This window comes from Streptomyces sp. NPDC050422, assembly GCF_044458665.1.
In the GTDB taxonomy this organism is placed as follows: Bacteria; Actinomycetota; Actinomycetes; order Streptomycetales; family Streptomycetaceae; genus Streptomyces.
In genome coordinates, this window is sequence record NZ_JBITIE010000002.1 from 211,666 (window position 1) to 238,652 (window position 26,987).

The window sequence follows — 26,987 nt, forward strand, 5'->3', positions numbered from 1 at the left end:
GGCGTCCAACGCTGATCGGATGTGAACGCTACTGAGGGCGCCGAGGGGCGGCCTACCCTTAGCCCACCCCTGCCCAAAGCCACGGCCGGACAGGGGAAAACACGCCAAAGGCCGGGGTGCGTGGCGGCTGCGGCACAGCTGTCACTACCCCGGCCAAGTGCCCGGTTCCGCCCTGCCGGGCGATCAACCTCTTATGGGGTGGCGGGCGCTCCGAGCTCGTTGTCGAGGATGTCGAACAGCTCGTCCGCGGTGACCTCGTCGAGGTCGGGGCCGGCATCCGGGGTCTCCGGCACAGCAGGGTCCGGGGCGTCGATCCGGGGCCCTTCCAGCCGGCCCGCCAACCCCCGGAGACGCTCGACGATTCGGGCGCGGCCGGGGCCGTCCGCCGGGGCGTCGGTCGTCAGCAGGGCCTCCAGTTTCCTCAGGTCCGCCTCCGCCCTGGACACGGGTTCGGCCGGAACCAGGCGGGCGTCGATATACGCGGCGACCTCCGCCGCGCTCGGGTAGTCGAAGACCAGCGTGGCGGGCAGCCGCACTCCGCTGGCCGCCGTGAGCTGGTTACGCAGTTCCACCGCGGCGAGCGAGTCGAAGCCCAACTCACCGAAAGCCCGGTCCGGTTCGATTGCCTCGCCGGAGGAGTGACCGAGTACCGCAGCAGCCTGGTCCCGTACGAGCTCCAGGATGATGTGGGTCCGCTCCTCCTCGCTCCGCCCCGCGATCCGGTCGGCGAGCAAGGCTCCCTTGGCCGGCCCCGTGGTGGTCCGCTTGCGGGCCGGCGGTGCCATGGCGCGCAGCAGGGCGGGGAGTTCGTCGGTACGGGTGCGCAGCGCGCCCGCGTCGACCCGGAGCGGCACGGTGGCGGCCACGCCCGACGCCAGTGCGGCGTCGAACAGGGCCAGGGCTTCCGCCTCGGACAGCGCGGGAGTTCCGGCGCGGCGCATGCGCTCCAGGTCGGCATCGGCGAGATCGGCTGCCATGCCGGTGTCGACGGCCCAGAGGCCGAAGGCCATGGAGCACGCCGGAAGCCCCTCAGCACGACGATGAGCGGCCAGTGCGTCGAGGAAGACATTGGCGGCCGCGTAGTTGCCCTGCCCCGCCGCCAGCACCAGACCACCGGCAGACGAGAACATCACGAACGCCGACAGACCCATGTCACGCGTCAACTCATGCAAATGCCAGCCCGCGTCCACCTTCGGACGCAACACCGCATCCACACGCTCGACGGTCAGCGACCCGACCACACCATTGTCCGCGACACCAGCCACATGAACCACACCCGACAACGGACGCCCCGGATCCACCGACCCGATCACCCCGGCCAACGCCTCACGATCCGCCACATCACACGCAGCCACCGCCACCGAAGCACCCAAACCCGAAAGCTCCGCCACCAGATCAGCCACACCGGGCGCATCCCCGCCCCGACGGCCCACCAACAACAAACTCCGCACACCATGCACCGACACCAGATGCCGGGCCACCCGCGCACCCAGACCACCCGTACCACCAGTAATCAATACGGTCCCGTCCACATCCCACACCGAACCCGAACCCGAACCCTCACCCGAAACGGCCCGGACCAACCGCGGAACACACACCGCACCCCCGCGAACCGCAACCTCCGGCTCACCCAGACCCACCACCTGCTCCCACGGCACCGAACCATCCGTATCCACCAACACGAACCGACCCGGATTCTCCGCCTGCGCAGCCCGCACCAAACCCCACACCGGAGCCTGACGCACATCCACCGCATCACCCTCACCCACAGCCACCGCACCCCGCGTGACCACCACCAACTCCGCACCCTCGGGCCGGTCCACCGACAACCACCCCTGCACCGCACCCAACACACGACCCACCACACCGTGCACCGCACCCGGAACGTCCCCGTCCCGATCGCTCACCACACACTCGAAGACGGCGGGGTCGGGCCTTTCGGCCGTCTGCTCGCTCAGTGGTACGGGGTGCCAGTCCACCCGGAGCAGCGCATCGCCGGCTCCGGCGCCGAGCCCCTCGGCCCACACGGGCCGGGAGAGCAGTGATTCCACGGACAGGACAGGGTTGCCGTGCTCGTCGGCGACGGTCAGCGAGAGCCCGTCCTGCTGCGCGACCGGAGTAAGCCGCACCCGGAGCGACGTGGCCCCGGCCGCGTGCAGCGCGACTCCGTTCCACGCGAAGGGCAACAGTGTCTGCCCACCGTCCTCACGGCCCGGGATGTCGAGCAGCCCGACGTGCATCGCCGCATCCAACAGGGCGGGGTGGAGGCGGAATCGGGCAGCATCCGCGTGTGCCGTTTCGGGCAGACGGACTTCCGCGTAGAGCACGTCCCCGAGTCGCCAGGCCGCGGTGAGGCCCTGGAACACCGGCCCGTAGTGGTACCCGACGGACGCGAGGTCCGGGTAGGCACCCGCGACGGTCAGCTCCTCGGCCCCTGCCGGCGGCCAGTCGGTGAGTCCCTCCGCCACTTCCGCCTCCACCGGCGGTGCCAGCACGCCGTCCGCGTGACGGGTCAACGGCAGATCCGGGTGGTCGTCGGCGCGCGAGTGGATCGTCACGGACCGTCGCCCGGTGTCGTCGGCCTCCCCGACCACCACCTGAACGGCGATGCCGCCGAGCGGTTGCAGCACCAGGGGGGCCTGCAGGGTGAGTTCCTCGAGCATCCCGCAGCCGAGCTGTTCGCCCGCCCGGATGGCCAGCTCCACGAATCCGGTGCCCGGCAGCAGGGTGCTCCCGAGGACGTCGTGGTCGACGATCCAGCCGTGCGTGGCAGCGGACAGCCGGCCCGTGAGGACGATGCCGCTGTCGTCGGGCAGAACCACGGCTGCCCGCAGCACCGGGTGATCGAGGGCAATCTGCCCGGACGCCGAGGCGTCCGCGCCGGCGGCGGGGGCGTCGAGCCAGTAGCGGGTGCGCTGGAAGGCGTACGTGGGAAGCTCGACGCGACGGGCACCGGAACCGGCGTAGAGCGCCTCCCAGTCGACGCGTACGCCGTCCACGTACAACCGGCCCAGAGCCGCAACCAGGGCCTCAGCCTCCGGACGCTTCCTGCGCAGCAGCGGGACGAAGGTCGCGGAGTCCGTACCGAGCGCGGTCAGGACCGCGTCCGGGCCGATCTCGACGAACGTACGAGCACCCCACTCCTCGGCACTACGCACAGCATCGGCGAAACGGACCGGCCGGCGGACCTGATCGACCCAGTACTCAGCAGACCGCCAATCCGCAGACAGCTCACCCGTAACCGTAGAGACCACCGGAATACGCGGCTCGGCAAAGGACAACCCGGCCGCCACCGCACGGAACTCCTCCAGCATCGGCTCCATCAAAGCCGAGTGGAACGCATGCGACACCGACAGCCTGCTGGTCTTACGACCTGCGGCGGCAAAGTAGTCACCGACCGCCAGAGCAGCAGCCTCCGTACCCGAAACCACCACAGACTGCGGCCCGTTGACCGCCGCGATACCCACACCGTCCGTGAGTAGCGGCAGGACTTCGTCCTCGGATGCCTGGATGGCGACCATCGCACCGCCTGCCGGCAGTGCCTGCATCAGCCGGCCCCGGGCGACGACCAGACGAGCCGCATCCGCGAGCGAAAGAACCCCCGCCACATGAGCGGCGGCCAGCTCACCGATCGAATGCCCCACCACCACATCCGGAGTCACACCCCACGCCTCAACAAGGCGGAACAACGCCACCTCGAAAGCGAACAGCGCAGGCTGAGCGAACCCGGTCGCGTTCAACGCCTCCGCATCCTCGCCCCACACCACCTCACGCAACGACCGCCCGAGGTGCGCATCGACCTCCGAACACACCGCGTCGAACGCCTCGGCAAACGCGGGGAACGCCCCATACAACTCACGGCCCATACCGACCCGCTGCGCACCCTGCCCCGTGAACAGGAACGTCGTCTTCCCACCGCGTCGAGTCTGGCCGACCACCACCCCCGGGTGCTCCGCACCCTCCGCGAGGGCGGCCAGGGCGCTCTCCCGTTCACCGAGCACCACCGCCCGGTGCTCGAACTCCGACCTCGACGCCACCAGGGAGTACCCGACGTCCTCGGGCCTGTGGTCGTCGGCCACGGTCAGCAACTGCTCGGCCTGACCGGCCAGCGCCTCGGCGCTCTTCGCCGACACCACCCAAGGAACCACGGGAAGTTCAGCCCTCGGAGCCGGCTCCGCCGCCTCCACCGGGGCCTCTTCCACGATCACGTGCGCGTTCGTCCCGCTCAGCCCGAACGACGAGATGCCCGCACGCCTCGGACGGCCGCCCGCCCGCCACTCCTGTGCCTCGGTGAGCAGTTCCACGTCACCCGCGGCCCAGTCCACCTGGTCCGAACGTTCCTCCGCGTGCAGCGACGGCGGCAGGATGCCGTGGCGCATGGCCATGACCATCTTGATGATGCCCGCGACACCGGCCGCCGCCTGCGTGTGGCCCATGTTCGACTTGATGGACCCCAGCCACAGGGGCCGGTCCTCCTCGCGCCCCTGACCGTAGGTCGCCAGCAGCGCCTGCGCCTCGATCGGGTCGCCGAGCCGGGTCCCCGTGCCGTGCGCCTCCACGGCGTCGACCTCGGCGGCCGACAGACCGGCGTTGGCGAGCGCCTGGCGGATGACGCGCTGCTGGGCCGGGCCGTTCGGGGCGGTCAGGCCGTTGCTCGCGCCGTCCTGGTTCAGGGCAGAGCCCCGCACCACCGCCAGCACCGGATGGCCGTTGCGGCGCGCGTCGGACAGCCGCTCCAGCAGCAGCATGCCCGCACCCTCGCCCCAGCCCGTACCGTCCGCACCGGCACCGAAGGACTTGCAGCGGCCGTCCGGGGAGAGGCCGCGCTGTTCGCTGAAGTACACCAGCATGTCCGGGGTCGACATCACCGTGACACCGCCCGCGAGGGCCAGGGAGCACTCACCGGACCGCAGCGCCTGAGCTGCCGTATGCAACGCCACCAGCGAGGACGAGCACGCCGTGTCGACCGTGAGGGCCGGACCCTCCAGCCCCAGCGTGTAGGCCACGCGGCCGGAGACCAGGCTCCCGGCCGTGCCGCCCGCGTAGTCGTGGTACATCACACCGGCGTACACACCGGTCCGGCTGCCCTTGAGCGACGTCGGGTCGACCCCGGCCCGCTCGATCGCCTCCCACGACACCTCCAACAGCAACCGCTGCTGCGGATCCATCGCCAACGCCTCACGCGGACTGATCCCGAAGAAGCCCGGATCGAACTCCGCCGCGTCGTACAGAAACGCACCATCACGCGCATACGACTTCCCCGGCACACCCGGCTCGGGGTCGTACACCCCCGGATCCCAGCCCCGGTCATCGGGCAGCGGGGCTATCGCGTCGACGCCGTCCGCGACCAGTTGCCACAGTGCGTCCGGTGAGGTCACGCCGCCCGGGTACCGGCAGGCCATGCCCACGATCACGATCGGGTCCTCGTCGCCCGCGCGGGCGGCGGCCGGTTCCGGCTTCGGGGCCACGTCCGCAGTGCCGTCGAGGAGCGTCAGAACGTGCGCGGCGACGCCCTCGGCTGTCGGGTGGTCGAAGATCAGCGTGGCCGGGAGGCGCAGTCCGGTCTCGGCGTCGAGCCGGTTGCGGAGTTCGACGGCGGTGAGGGAGTCGAAACCCAACTCGTCGAAGGCGCGCCCGGGTTCGATGGCGTCGCCCGAGGCGTGTCCGAGTACGGCCGCGACCTTCGTACGGACCAGGTCCAGGACGGCATCCTCGCGGTCGGCCCCGGTCAGGCCGGCCAGCCGGGTGCGCAGGACCGGGGCTGCGGCACGGGCGGCCCGGCGGCCGGGAGCCCGTACGAGGCCGCGCAGCAGGGCGGGTATCTCGTCGCCGTGCGTACGCAGCACCGCGAGGTCGAGGCGGACGGGAACGGTGGCCGCCGCGCCCGACCGCAGCGCGGCATCGAAGAGCGCGAGCCCCCGGTCGGCGGGGATCGCCGGGGTGCCGGCCTGCCGCATGCGTTCCCGTTCGGCGGTTCCGAGCAGGGCGCCCATGCCTCCAGGGGTGTCCCACAGGCCGAAGGCCATGGACGACGCCGGCAGGCCACCGGCCCGGCGATGGGCGGCGAGCGCGTCGAGGAAGGCGTTCGCGGCGGCGTAGTTGGCCTGGCCCGTCGAGCCGACTGTTCCGGCGATGGAGGAGAACAGGACGAAAGCGGTGAGGTCGAGTCCGCGGGTGAGGTCGTGCAGCAGCCAGGCCGCATCCGCCTTGGGTGCGAAGACCCCGCGCAGGCGCTCGGCCGTGAGCGAGGTGACCATCGCGTCGTCAAGTACCCCTGCCGCGTGGACGATCGCCCGCAGCGGGTGGGCCGGGTTCACCCCGGCCAGAAGTGCGGCCACGGCGTCACGGTCGGCCACGTCGCACGCGGCGAGTGTCACGCTCGCGCCCAGCTCCACCAGTTCCGCCCGGAGTTCAGCGGCCCCCGGAGCCTGCTCACCACGTCGGCCGACGAGCAGCAGGTGCCGTACGTCGTGCTCGGCCACCAGGTGGCGCGCCACGAGCGCACCCAGGCCGCCCGTTCCGCCCGTGATCAGTACGGTCCCGGCCGGGTCCCACACCGGTTCGGCATCGGCGGGGACGCTGATCCGGGCCAGCCTGGGGGCCAGCAGCCGTCCGTCGCGGACCGCCGACTCCGGCTCCTCCCCGCCACCGACGGATCCGAGGTCCTCGGATCCGTCGGTGTCCAGGAGTACGAACCGCCCGGGGTTCTCCGCCTGCGCTGCCCGCACCAGACCCCACACCGGGGCCTGGCACACGTCGACCGGGTCGCCGTCGGCCACGGCCACGGCGTCGCGTGTGACGACCACCAGGGAGGACGCGGCGAACCGCTGGTCCGCCAGCCACTGCTGGAGCACCTCAAGGACCCGTTCGACCACCGTGTGGGCGGCGGACGGCACGTCCTGCTCCGCCGGCACCGGCTGGGCGCACTCCAGAACGACCGTGCCGGCCACCGGACCCTCGTCGGGTACGTCCTCCCAGCGCAGCCACTCCGCCGGCGAGGCCGGGCCGCCGACCGGCTGCCACACCACCCGGTACAGCGGGTCGGCAGCCGGGCCTCCGGCACCGGACGCCTCGTCCACCGCCCGGCCGACCACACCCCCGACCGATGCGACCGGAGCCCCGGCCGCGTCCGCGATCTCCAGCGAGAAGCTCTGCGGGGTCGGCCGGGACACACGTACACGCGCTGCGGACGTCCCGACCGCGAACAGCCGCACGTCCTTCCACACGAACGGCAGGACCGTGCCGCCGTCATGCTCCCCGGCACCGTCCACCAGCGCCGCGTGCATCGCGGAGTCCAGCAGCGCCGGGTGCAGCCCGTACGCGTCGGCCGCAACGTCCTCGGTCAGCGCGACCTCCGCGTAGACGGCCCCGTCGAGCCGCCAGGCGGCCGTCAGCCCTTGGAACGCCGGGCCGTACGCGAGGCCCTGCTCGCGCAGCGTCTCGTACGCATCGTCGACCGGGAAAGGGACCGCGCCCGGAGGGGGCCATGCGGTCAGGTCGAAGGCGGGCTCCTCCACGCCTCCGGCCAGCACGCCTTCCGCGTGCAGGGTCCAGTCAGGGCCGGAGTCGCTCTCGTCCCGGGCGTACACCCCGACCGTACGCCGGGCCGTTTCGTCGGCAGCTCCGACGACGACCTGTACGGCGACGGCGCCGTCCTCGGGAAGAACGAGGGGCGCGTGGAGCGCGAGCTCTTCCAGGACGTCGCAGCCGACGTGGTCACCCGCGCGGACGGCCAGCTCGACGAACCCCGCACCGGGGAAGAGGACCGTGTCCAGGACCACATGGTCAGCAAGCCAGGGCTGTCCGGCCACGGCGAGCCGTCCGGTGAGCACGGCACCACCGGAGTCGGCCAAGGTGACCACCGACCCGAGCAGGGGGTGCGCGTGCTGGGCACTCCCCGGCCGGACAGCGTCGAGCCAGTAGCGGGTGCGCTGGAAGGGGTACGTGGGAAGCTCGACGCGACGGGCGCCGGAACCGGCGTAGAACGCCTCCCAGTCGACCCGGGCACCCTCCACGTACAACCGGCCCAGAGCCGCAACCAGGGCCTCAGCCTCCGGACGCTTCCTGCGCAACAGAGGGACGAAGGTCGCGGAGTCGGAGCCGAGAGCGGTCAGGACCGCATCCGGGCCGATCTCCACGAACGTACGAGCACCCCACTCCTCGGCACTACGCAATGCGTCGGCGAAACGAACGGGCCGGCGAACCTGATCGACCCAGTACTCAGCAGACCGCCAATCCGCAGACAGCTCACCCGTGACCGTAGAGACCACCGGAATACGCGGCTCAGAGAAGACCAACCCGGCCGCCACCGCACGGAACTCCTCCAGCATCGGCTCCATCAAAGCCGAGTGGAAGGCGTGCGAGACAGCCAGCCTGCTGGTCTTACGACCGGCGGCGGCGAAATGCTCACCAACCGCGAGAGCAGCCGCTTCCGTGCCGGAAACCACCACCGACTGCGGCCCGTTGACCGCCGCGATCCCCACACCGTCCGTGAGTAGCGGCAGGACTTCGTCCTCGGATGCCTGGATGGCGACCATCGCACCGCCTGCCGGCAGTGCCTGCATCAGCCGGCCCCGGGCGACGACCAGACGAGCCGCATCCGCGAGCGAAAGAACCCCCGCCACATGAGCGGCGGCCAGCTCACCGATCGAATGCCCCACCACCACATCCGGGCTGACACCCCACGCCTCGACCAGCCGGAACAACGCCACCTCGAACGCGAACAGCGCAGGCTGGGCGTACGCGGTCGCGTTCAACGCCTCCGCGTCCTCGCCCCACATCACCTCACGCAACGACCGCCCCAGCTGCGCATCGACCTCCGCACACACCGCGTCGAACGCCTCGGCAAAAGCGGGGAACGCCCCATACAACTCACGTCCCATGCCGACCCGCTGCGCACCCTGCCCCGTGAACAGGAACGCCGTCCGGCCCGGCGCGGCCACCCCCTGCATCAACCCCGGATGCTCCTCGCCCCCCGCCAGGGCCGCCAGGGCGCTCCTCCGGTCACCGAGGACCACCGCGCGATGTGGGAAGGCAGTACGCGTGGTGGCGAGGGAGTAGGCGACGTCCTCGGCCGCGTGGGCCTCGGCGCCGGCCAGCAACTGCTCGGCCCGCACGGCCAGCGCCTCGCTGCTCTTCGCCGACACCACCCAAGGAACCACGGGAAGTTCGGCCTTCTCAGCCGGCTCCGCCGCCTCCACCGGGGCCTCTTCCACGATCACGTGCGCGTTCGTCCCGCTCAGCCCGAACGACGAGATGCCCGCACGCCTCGGGCGGCCGACCGGCTGCCAGTCCCGGGCCTCGGTGAGCAGTTCCACGGCACCCGCCGACCAGTCCACCTGGTCCGACGGCGTATCCACGTGCAAGGACTTCGGCAGCACCCCGTGGCGCATGGCCATGACCATCTTGATGATGCCCGCCACACCGGCCGCCGCCTGCGTGTGGCCGAAGTTCGACTTCACCGAGCCCAGCCACAACGGCTGTCCCTCGGGCCGGTTCCGACCGTATGTAGCCAGGAGTGCCTGAGCCTCGATCGGGTCGCCGAGCCGGGTCCCCGTGCCGTGCGCCTCCACCGCGTCGACCTCGGCCGTCGTCAGGCCCGCGTCGGTCAGCGCCTGGCGGATCACCCGCTGCTGGGCGGGCCCGTTGGGTACGGTCATCGCGCTCGACGCACCGTCCTGGTTGACCGCCGACCCGCTGACGAGCGCGAGCACCGGGTGACCGTTGCGCCGCGCGTCGGAGAGGCGCTCCAGCAGGAGGACGCCGGCGCCCTCGCCCCAGCCCGTGCCGTCGGCCGCGGCGGCGAACGGCTTGCAGCGGCCGTCCGGCGCCAGGCCGCGCTGCCCGCTGAAGTACACCAGCATGTCCGGGGTCGACATCACCGTGACACCGCCCGCGAGGGCCAGGGAGCACTCACCGGACCGCAGCGCCTGAGCCGCCGTATGCAACGCCACCAGCGAGGACGAGCACGCCGTGTCGATGGTGACGGCCGGGCCCTCCAGGCCCAGCGTGTACGCAACCCGGCCGGAGACGAAGCTGCCCGCGCTGCCGTCGGCGTAGTCGTGGTACATCACACCGGCGTACACACCGGTCCGGCTGCCCTTGAGCGACGTCGGATCGACCCCGGCCCGCTCGATCGCCTCCCACGACACCTCCAACAGCAACCGCTGCTGCGGATCCATCGCCAACGCCTCACGCGGACTGATCCCGAAGAAGCCCGGATCGAACTCCGCCGCGTCGTACAGAAACGCACCATCACGCGCATACGACTTCCCCGGCACACCCGGCTCGGGGTCGTACACACCCGGATCCCAGCCCCGGTCGGCCGGGAAGCCGGACACCGCGTCGACGCCCCCGTCCACCAGCCGCCACAGATCCTCCGGTGTGCCGGCCCCGCCCGGGTAGCGGCACGCCATGGCCACGATCGCGATCGGGTCGTTGTTCACGGAGGTGAGCCGCGCGTTCTCCTCACGCAGTCGCTCATTGTCCGTGAGCGACTTCCGGAGTGCTGCTACGACCTGTTCCATCGATGTGCTGCTCACGTCATCCTCATCATCCAGGTCGGGATCAGCTGAGTTCGCCGCCGGCCATGGCGGCTCGTACGAGGTCGTCCACGGCCATCTCCTCGATGGCCGGCCCCTGTTCGTCGGATGCCTCGGAGGCCTCTGAAGCGTCGGCAGCCTGGGCCGGGTCTGCCTTCGCCAGGCCGAGCAGGGTGTCGAGGAGGCCGGCCTCGCGCAGGCGCGCCGCCGGGATCGACAGCAGCGCCTGCCTGATGCGCTCGTCGTCCAGGGGCTCCTGGCCCACAGTGGCTGCCGGTTCGGGCTCCAGCTCCTCCAGCAGGAACCCGGCCAGGGAGGCCGAGTTGGGGTAGTCGAACATCAGGGTGGCGGGCAGACGCAGCCCGGTCGCCTTCTGGAGCCGGTTGCGCAGTTCGATGGCCCCGAGGGAGTCCAGGCCGAGCTCGGTGAAGCCCCGGTCGGCCGCTACCCCCGTCGGATCGCCGTGGCCGAGTACGGCGGCGGCGTGGCCCCGTACCAGCTCCTCCAGATAGCGGGTCTGCTCCGGTCCGGCCGGCAGCGCGGCCAGCTTGGCCCGTACGAGAGAGCCGGCGCTGTCACCGGCCCCCGCAGCCGGGACCGTGGTGGGCCTGGGCCCCTTTCGGGCGGGCGGGCCGGCCAGCCCGCGCAGCAGGGCCGGGATCTCGTCGGCCCGCTCGCGCAGCGCGGCGCGGTCGAGCCGGACCGGTGCGAGCAGGGCGTCCTCCGTGCCCAGCGCCGCGTCGAACAGCGCGAGCCCGTCGGCGAAGGAGAGCTCCAGCACCCCGGAGCGGCCCATCCTGCGCAGGTCGGCGTCGGTGAGCTCCGGCCCCTCCCCGACCGTGCCCTCCCACAGGCCCCAGGCCAGGGAGGTGGCGACGAGTCCGGCGGCACGGCGTTCGGTGGCCAGGGCGTCGAGGAAGACGTTGGCGGCCGCGTAGGTGGCCTGCCCGGCGGAGAGGATCTGGCCGCCGGCCGAGGAGTACAGCACGAACGCCGACAGGTTCAGGTTCCTGGTCAGCTCGTGGAGGTGCCACGCGGCATCGACCTTGGGCCGCAGCACCCTGCCGACCTGTTCCTGGGTGACGGCCCCGACCAGGGCGTTGTCCATGACGCCGGCGGCGTGCACGACCCCGGTCAGCGGGTGCGCGGACGGGATCTCGTCGAGCAGCGCGGCGAGCGCGTACCGGTCGGCCGCGTCTACACCGACGATGCGTACCGACTCGGCGCCCAACTCGGTGAGCTGTGAGCGCAGTTCCGCCGCACCCGGGGCGCCCTCACCCCGTCGGCTGGTGAGTACGAGGTGGCGTACGCCCTTCTCGGCGACCAGGTGCCTGGCGAGTACCCCGCCCAGCAGGCCGGTTCCGCCGGTGATCAGTACGGTGCCGTCCGGGGACCACACCAGGGGCTCGCCGGCACCGCCGGTGGTGGCCGCCGCGTAGCGGGGCACCAGGACCTGGCCCCGGCGGATGGCGATCTCGGTCTCGGCCTCCGTCTCCGTCGCGCTCCCGGTGGGGGCGAGGGCGGCGGGCAGGGCCGCCACCGATTCGGGGGCGTCGTCGAGGTCGACGACGGTGAAGCGGCCCGGGTTCTCGGCCTGTGCCGCGCGCAGGACACCCCACAGCGGGGCCTGTACGACGTCCACCTCGTCCCCGTTGCCCGCGACCACGGCGTTCCGGGTGACGAGCACCAGCCGCGCATCGGCGAACCGGTCGTCAGCCAGCCACTGGCCGAGCCCGTCGACGAGCCGCCCGACGGACGTACGCACCTGCTCGGGGACCCCGCCCGCGGTACCGAAGACGTCGGACACGTCGGGCGCGGTCAGCAGAACCGTGCCTGGGGCCCACTCCTCCGCGCCGGCCTCGGCGAGCGAGGACACCGACCGGATGCCCGGCAGCGGGGCCCCGACGACGAGCCAGTCATCGGTGGAGTTCGCGGCCGCCGAGGGCCGGTTCGGCCGAGGGGCCTGCCAGTCGATACGGAACAGAGCCGCATCCCGGCCGGCCCCGTCGCCCGCGAGTTGCGCGGCGGACACCTCACGCACCACGAGCGACTCGACCGTGGCCACGGGCTCGCCCGTCGGCGCGGTGATCCGCAGGGCGACCGCGTCGGGGCCCGGCTTGGTCAACCGCACCCGCAGGGCGGGGGAACCGGTGCTGTGCAGGGTGACGCCGTTCCAGGCGAAGGGCAGGGCGGCCCGGACGGGCCCCTCGTGATCCCCGTCGAAGATGCGCTCCGCGTGCAGGGCTGCGTCGAGCAGGGCCGGGTGCAGCGCGAACGCGGCGGCGTCGGTGCGGGCGTGCTCGGGCAGGCTGATCTCGGCGAAGAGTTCGTCGCCGCGCCGCCAGGCCGCCGTCAGGCCCTGGAACACGGGGCCGTACCCGTAACCGAGCCCGGCGAGGTCCTCGTACATGCCGCTGACGTCCACAGCCCGGGCACCGGCCGGGGGCCAGGCCTCCAGGTCGGGCACGGCGGGCGCCGGCTCGGCGGCGAGAACACCCCGGGCGTTGCGGGTCCACGGGGCATCGGCGGCCAGATCCTCGGCCCGCGAGTACACGACGACGTCACGCCGCCCGGACCCGTCCGCCTCGCCCACGGTGACCTGCACGGCGACACCGGCCTTGGCCGGCAGCAGCAGCGGGGTCTCCTGGGTCAGCTCCTCCAGCTGGGCGCAGCCTGCCTCGTGGCCGGCGCGGAGCGCCATCTCCACATACGCGGTGCCGGGCAGCAGCACGCTGCCGTGCACGGCGTGATCGGCGAGCCACGGGTGCGTGGCGACGGAGATCCGTCCGGTGAGCACAGGAGCCCCGGTCTCCGGGGAGACGACGACGGCGCTGAGCAGCGGGTGTCCGGCGGGCAGCTGCCCGAGGCCGGCGGCATCACCGACGGCGGCGGGTGCGTCGAGCCAGTAGCGGGTGCGCTGGAAGGGGTACGTGGGAAGCTCGACGCGACGGGCGCCGGAACCGGCGTAGAACGCCTCCCAGTCGACCCGGGCACCCTCCACGTACAACCGGCCCAGAGCCGCAACCAGGGCCTCAGCCTCCGGACGCTTCCTGCGCAACAGAGGGACGAAGGTCGCGGAGTCGGAGCCGAGAGCGGTCAGGACCGCATCCGGGCCGATCTCCACGAACGTACGAGCACCCCACGCCTCGGCACTACGCAATGCGTCGGCGAAACGAACGGGCCGGCGAACCTGATCGACCCAGTACTCAGCAGACTGCCAATCCGCAGACAGCTCACCCGTAACCGTAGAGACCACCGGAATACGCGGCTCGGAGAAGACCAACCCGGCCGCCACCGCACGGAACTCCTCCAGCATCGGCTCCATCAACGCCGAGTGGAAGGCGTGCGAGACAGCCAGCCTGCTGGTCTTACGACCGGCGGCGGCGAAATGCTCACCGACCGCGACAGCAGCCGCTTCCGTGCCGGAAACCACCACCGACTGCGGCCCGTTGACCGCCGCAATCCCCACACCGTCCGTGAGCAACGGCAGGACTTCCGCCTCGGTCGCCTGCACGGCGACCATCGCGCCACCAGCCGGCAACGCCTGCATCAAACGACCACGCGCCACGACCAGCCGAGCCGCATCCGCGAGCGAAAGAACACCGGAAACCTGGGCAGCGGCCAACTCACCGATCGAGTGCCCCACCACCACATGCGGAGCCACACCCCACGACTCGACCAACCGGAACAACGCCACCTCGAACGCGAACAGCGCGGGCTGAGCGAACCCGGTCGCGTTCAGTTCGTCCGCGTCCTCGCCCCACACCACCTCACGCAACGACCGCCCGAGGTGCGCATCGACCTCCGCACACACCGCGTCGAAGGCTTCGGCGAACACCGGGAAGTTCTCGTACAACTCACGGCCCATACCGAGGCGCTGCGCACCCTGACCCGTGAACAGGAACGCCGTCCTGCCCTGCGCGGCGACTCCCCGTACGCCCTCACCGTCGGCCAGCGCACCCAGCTCATGCAGCGCGCTCTGCGTGTCCGTGGCCAGGACCACCCCGCGGTGTTCCAGCGTCGCCCGGCCGGTGGCCAGGGTGTACGCGACGTCGTGAAGGTCCAGCCCGGGCTCGGCGAGCAGGCGGGCCCGGAGGTCCGCGGCCTGGCGGGCGGGGGCCTCCGCGTCCGAGCCGGAGAGCACCAGGGGCAGCGGGCGGCCGGTCACGGGCCGTACGCGTGGCTCGGCGGCCGGCTCCACCGTCTGCGGCGCCTCCTCGACGACGAGGTGGGCGTTGGTGCCGCTGAGCCCGAACGAGGAGACGGTTGCGCGGCGCGGCCTGTCCGGCCGGCGCGGCCAGGGCCGGGCCTCGGTGAGCAGGCGTACGTTTCCGGCGTCCCAGTCCACCTCGGGCGAGGGCTCGTCCACGTGCAGGGTCCGGGGCATCAGGCCGTTGCGCAGCGCCATGACGGACTTGATGACACCGCTGACACCGGCCGCCGCCTGGGCGTGGCCGATGTTGGACTTGATGGAGCCCAGCCACACCGGGTCGTCGGCGGGCCGCCCCTGACCGTAGGTGGCAAGGAGGGCCTGGGCCTCGATCGGGTCGCCGAGCCGGGTGCCCGTGCCGTGGCCCTCCACGAGGTCCACGTCGGCTGTCGTGAGGCCGCTCGCGGCGAGGGCGCGGTGGATGACCCGCTGCTGCGACGGACCGTTCGGGGCGGTGAGGCCGTTGCTCGCGCCGTCCTGGTTGATGGCGGAGCCGCGGATCACGGCGAGGACGTCGTGGCCGAGGCGTTCCGCGTCGGAGAGCCGCTCGACGAGGAGCAGGCCGACGCCTTCCGCCCAGCCCGTGCCGTCGGCGCCGCCCGCGAAGGCCTTGCAGCGGCCGTCGGCGGAGAGCCCGCGCTGCTGGGCGAACTCCACATAGATCTCGGGGGTCGACATCACGGTGACACCGCCGGCGAGGGCCATGCCGACCTCGCCGCGCCGCAGGGCCTGGCAGGCCATGTGGAGGGCCACCAGGGACGAGGAGCACGCGGTGTCGACGCTGACCGCGGGCCCTTCCAGGCCGAGGGTGTAGGCGACGCGGCCGGTGAGGATCGAGGCGGCGGTGCCGTTGCCGAGGTAGCCGGCGACGTCGTCGGGGATGTGCTGGAGGCGGGAGGCGTAGTCGTGGTACATCACACCGGCGTAGACACCGGTCTGGCTGCCGCGCATGGCCGTCGGGTCGATGCCCGCGTCCTCGAAGGCCTCCCAGGCCGCCTGGAGCAGGAGCCGCTGCTGCGGGTCCATGGCGATGGCCTCGCGGGGGCTGATGCCGAAGAACGCCGGGTCGAACTCGGCGGCGTCGTACAGGAATCCGCCTTCGCGGGCGTAGGTCTTGCCGTGCAGGCCCGGCTCCGGATCGTAGATGCCGTCGGTGTCCCAGCCCCGGTCGGCGGGGAAGCCGTCGATGGCGTCGCGGCCTTCCGCGACGAGCGTCCAGAGATCCTCGGCGGAGCGGACCCCACCGGGGAAGCGGCAGCTGATGCCGACGATCGCGACGGGCTCGTCGTCCGAGAGGCCTGTGGGGGCGAAGTCGGCCGTCGCGGCGGCGGACTCGTCCTCCGTGCCTCCGAGTTCCGTGTCGAGGTAGTCGGCCACGGCCCCGGTGTTCGGGTAGTCGAAGACGAGGGTGACCGGAAGCCGCAGCCCGGTCGCGGAGTTGAGCGCGTTGCGCAGTTCCACTGCTGCCAGCGAGTCGAAGCCGAGTTCCTTGAAGGCGCGGTCGACGCCGACGCTGGCCGCGGACTCGTGGCCGAGGACGGCCGCGACCTGGCCGGCGACCAGATCGCGGAGGGTCTGGCGGCGTTCGGCGGCGGTGAGCGGGGCCAGGCGGCCGGCCAGGCTGTCGCCGACGGGCGCAGAAGCTGCCGTACGGCGGAGCGCGGGCCGGGCGGCGGCCGCGGTGGCACGCAGCAGCGGCGGGACGTCGGTGCCGCGGGCGTGCAGGGCGGCCGGGTCGACGAGGAGCGGCGCGAGCAGGGCGTGCCGGGTGCGCAGGGCCTCGTCGAAGAGTTCGACGCCGCGGGCGGCGGGCAGGGCCGGGAGGCCGAGCCGGTTCATCTTCTCCACGTCGGCGTCCGTGAGTTCGCCGCCGAGCCCGGTGTTGACGGCCCACAGCCCGTACGCGAGGGAGGTGGCCGGCAGTCCGGCAGAGCGCCGGTGGGCGGCGAGGGCGTCCAGGAACACGTTGGCGGCCGCGTAGTTGCCCTGCCCTGCCGGCAGGACGAGCCCGCCGGCGGAGGAGAACATCACGAACGCCGACAGGTTCATTCCCGCAGTGAGTTCGTGCAGGTGCCAGGCCGCGTCCGCCTTGGGCCGCATGACGGTGTCGAGGCGTTCGGGGGTGAGGGCGCCGATCAGGCCGGGGTCGACGACTCCGGCCGCGTGGACGACTCCCCCGAGCGGGTGCCCGGACCCGATGCCGTCGAGGACCTCCGCCAGAGCGGCCCGGTCGGCGACGTCGCACGCGGCGATCCCGACGTCCACGGCTCCGGCCGCGACGAGCCGATCGCGGAGGTCGGCGGCGCCGGGGGCGTCGAAGCCCCTGCGGCTGGTGAGCAGCAGGTGGCGTACGCCGTGCCGTTCGACGAGATGGTGGGCGATGCGGGCGCCGAGGCCGCCCGTACCACCGGTGATCAGGACGGTGTCGTCGCCGTTCCACGGGGCGTCGGCCTCCGGCACGGCCGTACGGACCAGTCGGGGTATGAGGAACCGTCCGTCGCGCAGGGCGAGTTCGGGTTCGCCGTGAGCCAGGGCCGCACCGGCGGCGGCCGGGAACCCTGCCGCGTCGATGTCGTCGCCGGGGTCGGCGTCGAGCAGGACGATGCGGCCCGGGTTCTCCGCCTGGGCCGCCCGGACGATGCCCCACACGGGGGCCTGGGTCAGATCGGGGGCGGTGTCCCGGTCGGTGGCGACAGCGCCACGCGTGACGACCACCAGGGGGGTGGATTCGAACCGCTCGTCCATCAGCCAGGACTGCAGCAGGTCGAGCACGTACGAGGTGACGGTGCGCGTGGCCTCGGGCGTCGGCCAGCCCGCCGGGGTCGGGCAGCAGGCCAGGACGGCGGCCGACGGGTCGCCGAGGATGGCGAGCCCGTACTCGTCGAGCACGACGGTGGAGGACGGAAGGGGTTCGAACGGCTCGGGGAGCGGCATCCACTCGATGTGGTGCAGGGCATCGGAGAGGGGGCCCTCGGCCGGGGCCAGCTGGTCGGCGGAGACGGGACGGCAGATCAGCGAGGACACGGTCATCACGGGGCTGCCGGCCTCGTCGGCGACGACCATCACCGACTCCTCCGCCCCCCGGATGCGGCGTACGTACACACGCAGCGCGGCGGCCCCTGTCGCGTGCAGCGACACCCCGCTCCACGCGAAGGGCAGCAGCGCCTCGGTGCCGCCCTCCTCCTGGTCGACGAGGACGTCCACGTGCATGGCGGTGTCCAGGAGCGCCGGGTGCAGCCCGTAGTCGGCCGCCTCCGCGCGGACGGAGTCGGGCAGGGAGACCTCGGCGAACAGCTCGTCGCCGCGCCGCCAGGCCGCTGTCAGGCCCTGGAAGGCGGGCCCGTAGCCGTATCCGCGCTCACGCAGCCGTTCGTAGGCGCCCTCGACCTGCACAGGGGTGGCCCCGCGGGGCGGCCACTGGGTGAGGTCGGCCTGCACCTTCGCGGGCTCGCCGGTGGCGAGGAAGCCGGTGGCGTGCCGGGTCCAGGCGTTCTCGGGGGCGCCGTCGAGACGTGAGTGGATGTGCAGCGGTCGGCGGCCCGAAGCCTCCGGGGCGCCGGCGGCGACGCGCAGGGCCACACCACCGGACGCGGGCAGGACGAGGGGCGCCTCCAGGGTCAGCTCCTCCAGGAGGTCGCAGCCGACCTGGTCACCGAGGCGAACCGCGAGCTCGACGAAGCCGGTGCCGGGCAGCAGCACCGCACCGTGCACCCCGTGGTCGGCGACCCATGGCTGCGCGGCGGCCGAGAGCCGGCCCGTCAGGACCACGGACCCCGACTCCGGCGACAGGACGGCCGCGCTGAGCACGGGGTGATCGACGGGATCGAGCCCGGCCGATCCGACATCGCCGGCCTTGGCGGTGACGTCGAGCCAGTAGCGCTTGCGCTGGAAGGCGTACGTGGGCAGATCGACGAGGGAGCCGGTGGTACCCGTCCCACCGAGCACGGCGGACCAGTCGACATCGCCTCCGCGCGCCCAGACCGCTCCGACACCGGTCAGGGCCTCACGGGCTTCGTCACGGTCGCGCCGGACCAGCGGAACGAAGGTGGCGGAGTCCTCGGCGGCCCCGGCCCCGAGGGCGGTCAGGACCGCGTCCGGGCCGATCTCCACGAACGTACGCGCGCCCGCCCCTTCCGCGCTGCGGACGGCGTCGGCGAAACGGACAGGGCTACGGACCTGGTCGACCCAGTACTCCGCAGACTGCCAATCCGCAGACAGCTCACCCGTAACCGTAGAGACCACCGGAATACGCGGCTCGGAGAAGACCAACCCGGCCGCCACCGCACGGAACTCCTCCAGCATCGGCTCCATCAACGCCGAGTGGAAGGCGTGCGAGACAGCCAGCCTGCTGGTCTTACGACCGGCGGCGGAGAAATGCTCACCGACCGCCACAGCAGCCGCTTCCGTGCCGGAAACCACCACCGACTGCGGCCCGTTGACGGCCGCGATACCCACACCGTCCGTGAGCAACGGCAGGACTTCCGCCTCGGAAGCCTGCACGGCGACCATCGCGCCACCAGCCGGCAACGCCTGCATCAAACGACCACGGGCCACGACCAGCCGAGCCGCATCCGCGAGCGACAGCACACCCGCCACGTGCGCGGCGGCCAGCTCACCAATGGAATGCCCGACCACGACATCAGGGGTCACACCCCAGGCCCCGACGAGCCGGAACAACGCCACCTCGAACGCGAACAGGGCAGGCTGGGCGAACCCGGTCGCGTTCAACGCCTCCGCGTCCTCGCCCCACATCACCTCACGCAACGACCGCCCGAGGTGCACGTCCGTCTCCGCACACACCGCGTCGAACGCCTCCGCGAACACCGGGAACGCCCCATACAACTCGCTGCCCATGCCCAGCCGTTGCGCACCCTGCCCGGTGAACAGGAACGCCACTCCCGCGCCCAGGACCGTGCCGGCGCCCTGGACCGTCTCCGCGCCCGCAAGCAGCTCCAACGCGGCCGAGAGTTCCTCCCGGTCGGCGCCGAAGGCGACGGCACGGTGTTCGAGGGCCGCCCGGCCGGTGGCCAGGGTGAGGGCGGCGGGGGTCAGCTCCTCGTCGGTCAGCTCCCTGAGCCGACTGCGGAGGAGGCCGGCCTGCGCGCTCAGGGCCTCGGCGGTGGAGCCGGAGACCGGCCAGGGGAGGGCGGGAAGGGCGGGGAACGCGGCAGGGGTGGCCACGTCCTCGGCCTGCTCCGGGGCCTGCTCGATGATCACGTGGGCGTTCGTCCCACTGATCCCGAACGACGAGATGCCCGCACGCCTCGGGTGGCCGACCGGCTGCCACTCCAGGGCCTCGGTGAGGAGTTCCACCTCGCCCGCCGACCAGTCCACCTGGTCCGAGGGCGTGTCCGCGTACAGAGTCCTGGGCAGAATGCCGTGACGCATGGCCATGACCATCTTGATGATGCCCGCGACACCGGCCGCCGCCTGCGTGTGGCCCATGTTCGACTTGATGGACCCCAGCCGGAGCGGGTGCCCCTCGGGCCGTTCCTGGCCGTACGTCTCCAGCAGTGCCTGGGCCTCGATCGGGTCGCCGAGCCGGGTCCCCGTGCCGTGCGCCTCCACCACGTCGACCTCGGCGGCCGACAGACCGGCGTTGGCGAGCGCCTGGCGGATGACGCGCTGCTGGGCCGGGCCGTTCGGGGCGGTGAGCCCGTTGCTCGCGCCGTCCTGGTTCAGGGCCGAACCCCGGACCACGGCGAGCACCCGGTGCCCGTTGCGGCGGGCGTCGGACAGCCGCTCCAGCAGCAGCACGCCCGCACCCTCGCCCCAGCCCGTACCGTCCGCGCCGACGCCGAAGGACTTGCAGCGGCCGTCGGAGGCCAGGCCTCGCTGGCGGGACATGTCGAGGAAGGTGTCGGGGGTGGACATGATCGTGACACCACCGGCGAGGGCCAGCGAGCACTCACCGGACCGCAGGGCCTGAGCGGCCATGTGCAGGGCCACCAGCGAGGACGAGCACGCCGTGTCGACGCTGACCGCCGGGCCCTCAAGTCCCAGCGTGTACGCGACCCGGCCGGACACCACACTGGCGAGGCTGCCGTTGCCGTGGTAGCCGGCCACGTCCTCGGGGAGCGGACCGAGCCGCAGCCCCCAGTCGTGGTACATCACGCCGGCGAAGACTCCGGTCGAGCTGCCCTTCATGGACCGGGGATCGATCCCGGCACGCTCGAAGGTCTCCCAGGCGACCTCCAGCAGCAGTCGCTGCTGCGGGTCCATGGCCTGCGCCTCGCGCGGGCTGATCCCGAAGAAGGCAGGGTCGAACCGGGCGGCGTCGTACAGGAACGCGCCCTCGGTGGAGTAGGTCCTGCCGGGCTTGCCGATCTCCGGGTCGTAGAGGTCGCTGTCCCAGCCGCGGTCGGTGGGGAAGGGCCCGATGGCGTCGGACCCCTCGGCGACGAGCTGCCACAGCTCCTCCGGCGAGGCCACCCCGCCCGGGTAGCGGCAGGCCATGGAGACGATCACGATCGGGTCGTCATCCGTATCCGTGGCGGGCGTACGGCCCGTCGGCGCCGCTGCCGCGCCTGCGGCCTCGGGCGCCGCCGAGGCCACGAGCTTGGTGACGAGGTGTTCGGCCAGGGCCGTCGCCGTGGGGTAGTCGAAGGTCAGGGTCGCGCTCAGCCGCAGTCCGGTCGCGGCGGCGAGCCGGTTGCGCAGTTCCACGGCGGCGAGGGAGTCGAAGCCCGTCTCCATGAACGCCCGGGTGGCGGTGACCTCCTCGGCGCTCCGGTAGCCGAGGACGGCGGCGGCCTCGGTGCGGACCAGGCGCAGGACGGTGGTGAGGCGCTCGGCCGCGCCCAGCTCGGCGAGGCGAGCCGCGAGCGGTGCCGTCCCGGCGGGGGCGGTCGACGTCGCCGCCCCGGCGGCGGTGCGGGCGATGCGGGGCCGCACCAGGGCGCGCAGCAGGGTGGGTGTGCCGTCGGCGCGGGCTCTCACCGCGCGCTGGTTGACGCGTACGGGGACCACGGCCGGTTCGTCGGTGCCCAGGGCCTTGTCCAGTTGGGCGAGGTTCTCCGCGAAGGACAGCGAGTCCAGGCCGAGCCGTTCGATGCGGGTGAGGGCGGCCGCGTCGAGGCCCGCCCCCATTCCGCCGCCCCCGGCCCACAGCCCCCAGGCGAGGGAGGTGACGACCTGCCCGGCGGCCGCGCGGCGGGCGGCCAGGGCGTCGAGGAAGAGGTTGGCGGCGGCGTAGTTGCCCTGTCCGGCGCCGTCGAGGACGGTCGAGGCCGAGGAGAAGAGGACGAAGGCTGCGAGGTCGAGGCCGGCCGTCAGCTCGTGCAGATACCAGGCGGCGTCCGCCTTGGGCCGCAGCACGGTGTCGATCCGCCCGGCGGTGAGGTCGCCCGCGAGGCCGTCGTCGATCACCCCGGCCGCGTGCACCACGGCGCGCAGCGGGTGCTCGGACGGGACGGCGGCGAGCAGTGCGGCCAGGGCTTCCCGGTCGCCGGCGTCGGTGGCGCTGACGGTGACCTGGGCGCCCGATGCGGCGAGGTCGGCGAGGAGTTCGCGGGCACCGGGGGCGTCCGCGCCGCGCCGGCTGGTGAGCAGCAGGTGCCGTACGCCGTGCTCGCGGACCAGGTGGCGGGCGAGTTCGGCGCCCACGCCGCCGGTGCCTCCGGTCAGGAGTACGGTGCCGGTCGCGTCCCAGGGCGCGGGGCGCTCCTCGTCGGGGGCCGGTACGGCGGCCAGCCGGGGTATGTACAACTCGGTTCCGCGCAGAGCAAGTTCGGGTTCGGTGGACGCGGCTAGGGCGCGGCCGAGGAGGGCGGCAGCGGCCGCTCCGGCCGCGTCGGTGTCGACACCGGTGCTGCTTTCTGTTTCGGCATCCGTGTCGACGAGCACGAAGCGGCCCGGGTTCTCCGCCTCCGCGGACCGGACGAGGCCCCAGACGGGCGCCTGGGCGAGGTCAACATCGGTGCCCGGCACGGACGCTCCGGCGCGCGTGACCACGGCGAGCCGCGACCCGGCGTACCGCTCGTCGGCGAGCCAGGTCTGCACGGCGGCCAGCGCGTCGGCGGTAACGGCACGGACGGCGGCCGGCACCTCGCCCGCCGGGGTGGGCGGCGTGCGGTACACGACGACGGGCGGCACGGCCCCGTCGGCCACGGCGGTGAGCTCCGCGAACTCGGCGAACTCGACGCCGTCCTGCGGCAGTTCGATGGGGTTCCACCGCACGGCGAGCAGCGGGTCGGAGCGGTCGGCGGCAAGCTGGTCCGACGTGACGGCGCGCAGCAGCAGCGAGCCGACCCGGGCCACGGGGGCGCCGGTGGCGTCGGCGACCGTGACATCGAGTTCGTCGCGGCCGTTCGCGACGATCCGTACGCGCACGGCGGACGCTCCGGCCGCGTACAGGGCGACCCCGTTCCAGGAGAAGGGGATCCACGTCCCCTCGGGGCGGTTGCCGGCCGCGGACAGGGCATGGTCGGCGGGGTGCAGGGCGGCGTCGAGCAGGGCCGGATGCAGGCCGAAGCCCGCGGCCCCGGCCTGGGCCGGCTGCGGGAGTTCGACCTCGGCGAAGACCTCGCCGTCGAGCAGCCAGGCGGCGCGGACCCCGTGGAAGGCGGGCCCGTAGCCGTAGCCCTCGTCGGCCATGTCGGCGTACAGGGTGCTGACGTCGAGCGGGACCGCGCCGGCCGGCGGCCACGGCCCGGCGAGCGCGGCGGTGTCCGGCTCCGGGGCTGCGGGGGCCAGGACGCCGGTGGCGTGGCGCACCCAGTCGTCCTCGGCCGCCTCCACGGTGTCGGGGCGCGCGTAGCACTCGACGGTGCGGCGGCCGGCGGCGTCGGCGGCGGCCACGACCACCTGGATGGCCACGGCGCCCGACTCGGGCAGCACCAGCGGGCTCTGGAGGGTCAGCTCCTCGACGAGCCCGCAGCCGGTCTCCTCCCCCGCCCGCAGGGCGAGTTCGACGAACGCGGTGCCCGGAAGCAGGGTGACCCCGGCGATCGTGTGGTCGGCCACCCACGGCTGGGTGCGCGGCGACAGGCGTCCCGACAGCACGGTGGTGCCGGCACCCGCGAGCTCGACGGCCGAGCTCAGGACGGGGTGCCGGGTGGCGAGCGCACCGGGCCCGGCCGCCTGCTGCGGGTCCAGCCAGTAGCGGCGGGTGCGGAAGGCATGGGTGGGCAGGTCGACCCGGCGGGCGGGGTGGCCGGCGTGGACGGCGTGCCAGTCGAGGCGCGCGCCGCGTACATGGGCGAGTCCGGCAGCGCCGAGCACCTCACGGACCTCGTCCTTGCCGGTACGCAGCAGCGGGGCGAAGACGGTGTCGGCCTCGCGCTCCTCGGGCAGGCAGTTCTGGCCGAGGGCACTGAGGACGCCGTCGGGGCCGAGTTCCAGGAAGGTACGGGCGCCTCCCTGGACGAGGAGCCAGTCCATGGCGTCGGAGAAGCGGACGGCGCCTCGGACATGGCCGGTCCAGTAGTCCGGCGAGCAGAGCTCCTCCGACGTCGCGAGCCGTCCGGTGACGGTGGAGACGACGGGGATACGGGGCGCGGAGTAGGCCAGGATGCCGGCGATGCGCCGGAACTCCTCCAGCATCGGCTCCATGAGCGGCGAGTGGAAGGCGTGGCTGACCTGGAGCCGCTTGGTCTTGCGTCCCTGTTCGGCGAAGCGCTCGGCGAGTGCGAGGGTGGCGTGCTCCTCACCGGAGAGGACCAGGGAGTCGGGGCCGTTGAGGGCGGCGACGGCAACCTGCTCCCCGAGGAAGGGACGTACCTCCTCCTCGGTGGCCTGGACGGCGATCATGGCGCCGCCGGTGGGCAGTTCCTGCATCAGTCGGCCGCGGGCGGCGACGAGGGTGGCCGCGTCCTCCAGGTTCAGGACGCCGGCGACGTGCGCGGCCGCGATCTCGCCGATGGAGTGGCCGGCCACGAAGTCGGGCCGGACGCCCCAGGACTCGACGAGTCGGAAGAGGGCCACCTCGACGGCGAACAGCGCGGTCTGGGCGTAACGGGTCTCGTCGAGCAGGGCGGCCTCCTCGGACCCCTCCTCGGCGAACAGGACGTCCCACACGGAGGTGTCGAGCTGGAGGTCGAGCCAGCCGATGGCGTCGGCGAGGGCGTCCGCGAACACCGGGTAGGCGTCGTGGAGCCGGCGCCCCATGGCGAGGCGCTGGCTGCCCTGACCGGTGAAGAGGAAGGCCAGCCGCCCGGCGGGCAGCGTGCCGGTCCTGGTGCCGGGGGTGCTGTCGCCGGTCATGAGGGCGTTGAGCCCGGCGAGCAGTTCGTCGCGGTCCGCCGCGACGACGGTGGCCCGGTGTTCGAGCGCGGCGCGGCTCGTGCCGAGCGCGTGTCCGAGGTCCGCGGGCGAGAGATCGGCCCGCTCGTCCAGGAACTCCGCCAGCCGCGCGGCCTGGGCCCGCAGCCCCTCGTCGGACCGGGCCCCGACGGGCACGAGCACCGGGCCGGCGGCCTCGGCGGCCGACAACTCTTCCGGGGCGCCCCCCGCCGCGTCCACGGCGTCGTCTGCCGGGGGCTCCTCCACGATCACATGGGCGTTGGTCCCGCTGATGCCGAAGCCGGAGACGCCCGCCCGGCGCGGCCGGTCGTCCGTCGCCGGCCACGGCACGGGCTCGGTGAGCAGGCGTACGGTCCCCGCCGACCAGTCGACGTTCCCGCTGGGGGCGTCCACGTGCAGGGTGCGCGGAAGCACCCCGTTCCGCATCGCCATGATCATCTTCATCAGTCCGGCCACGCCCGCGGCGGCCTGGGTGTGCCCCAGGTTGGACTTCACCGAGCCGAGCCACAGCGGCCGGTCCTCGGGGCGGTCCTTGCCGTACGTGGCGATCAGGGCCCGTGCCTCGATCGGGTCGCCCAGGGTCGTCCCCGTGCCGTGCGCCTCGACGGCGTCCACCTCGTGGGCGGAGAGACCGGCGTCGGCGAGGGCCTGCGCGATGACGCGCTGCTGCGCGGTCCCGCTCGGGGCGGTGAGTCCGTTGCTCGCGCCGTCCTGGTTCACGGCCGAACCGCGGACGACGGCGAGCACCTGGTGTCCGTTGCGCCGCGCGTCGGAGAGCCGCTCCACCACGAGCAGCCCGACGCCCTCGGCGAAGGAGGTGCCGTCGGCGCCCGCCGCGAAGGCCTTGATCTGTCCGTCCGGGGCGAGCCCGCGCTGCCGGCTGAACTCGGTGAACAGTCCGGGGGTGCTCAGTACGGTGACGCCGCCCGCCAGCGCCATCGAGCACTCGCCGCGGCGCAGCGACTGGACGGCCAGATGCAGGGAGACCAGCGATCCGGAGCAGGCGGTGTCGACGGTGAGCGCCGGGCCCTCCAGGCCCAGCGCGTAGGCGACGCGGCCCGAGGTGACGCTCAGCGCGCCGCCCGTGACGAGGTATCCGGTCAGGCTCTCGGGGGCGTCCTGCACGCGGGGCCCGTACTCGGAGGGCCCGGCGCCGATGAACACACCGGTCCGGCTGCCCCGCATCGAGGTCGGGTCGATCCCGGTGCGCTCCAGCGCCTCCCAGGCCGTCTCCAGCAGCAGCCGCTGCTGCGGGTCCATGGCCAGGGCCTCGCGCGGGCTGATCCCGAAGAACTCGGCGTCGAACTCGGCGGCGTCGTGCAGGAATCCACCGGTACGCGTGTAGCAGGTGCCGGGCACGGTGGGGTCGTCGTCGAACAGGGCGTCGAGGTCCCAGCCCCGGTCGTCCGGGAAGGGGCCGACGGCGCTCCCGCCGCCGTCGACCAGGTCCCACAGGTCCTCGGCCGAGCGGATGCCGCCGGGGAAACGCCCGCTGATGCCGACGACCGCGATGGGTTCGTCCACGAAGGCTGGAACGGTGGGGGCGGAGGAGGCGTCCGCGGCAGCCGGCCGCAGCCCGTCGGGCTCGCCGAGCAGTTCCGTACGCACACAGTCGGCCAGCAGCTCGGGGCTCGGGTGGTCGAAGGCGGCGGTCACCGGAAGGGCCAGCCCCGTCGCCGCGTTGATCCGCGCGTGCAGGTCGACGAGGGCGATCGAATCCAGCCCGAGTTCCCTGAAGGAGGTTTGCGCGACGATCACCGGCTCGGTGTCGGGCCGGACCTTGCGCAGGCATGCGGCGGTCTGCTCGCAGACCAGATCGGCCAGGAGCCGGGTCTGTTCGCTCCCGGGGAGTCCGGACAGCCGGCCGGCCAGGGCGGCGGCCCCGGGATTCTCCTCCGGACGCACCTCCGAGCGGACCTCCGGGCGGACCTCCGCGCCGGACACGTCATCAGCGACAGGATCGAAGCCCGCGGACATCTGCACGCTCCCAGTTC

The 26,987-nt window shown here is 73.0% G+C and carries 2 protein-coding genes; both read right to left on the reverse strand.

All coding sequences use genetic code 11. The features are described 5' to 3' along the window. Positions 1-191: 191 nt before the first annotated feature. A complete protein-coding gene (locus tag ACIBJG_RS03770; RefSeq protein WP_399303861.1) occupies positions 192-10,526 on the reverse strand; it encodes an SDR family NAD(P)-dependent oxidoreductase in 10,335 nt (3,444 codons plus the stop codon). Positions 10,527-10,566: 40 nt separating this feature from the next. Then, on the reverse strand, positions 10,567-26,970 hold the full coding sequence (locus tag ACIBJG_RS03775) for a type I polyketide synthase (RefSeq protein WP_399303863.1): 16,404 nt from the start codon (positions 26,968-26,970) through the stop codon (positions 10,567-10,569). Positions 26,971-26,987: the final 17 nt, after the last annotated feature.

What these genes read in the sequence shown, in the direction of transcription:
- ACIBJG_RS03770 (WP_399303861.1), bottom strand. Translation starts at nt 10,526, where the DNA reads ATGGAACAGGTCGTAGCAGCACTCCGGAAGTCGCTCACGGACAATGAG.
- ACIBJG_RS03775 (WP_399303863.1), bottom strand. Translation starts at nt 26,970, where the DNA reads ATGTCCGCGGGCTTCGATCCTGTCGCTGATGACGTGTCCGGCGCGGAG.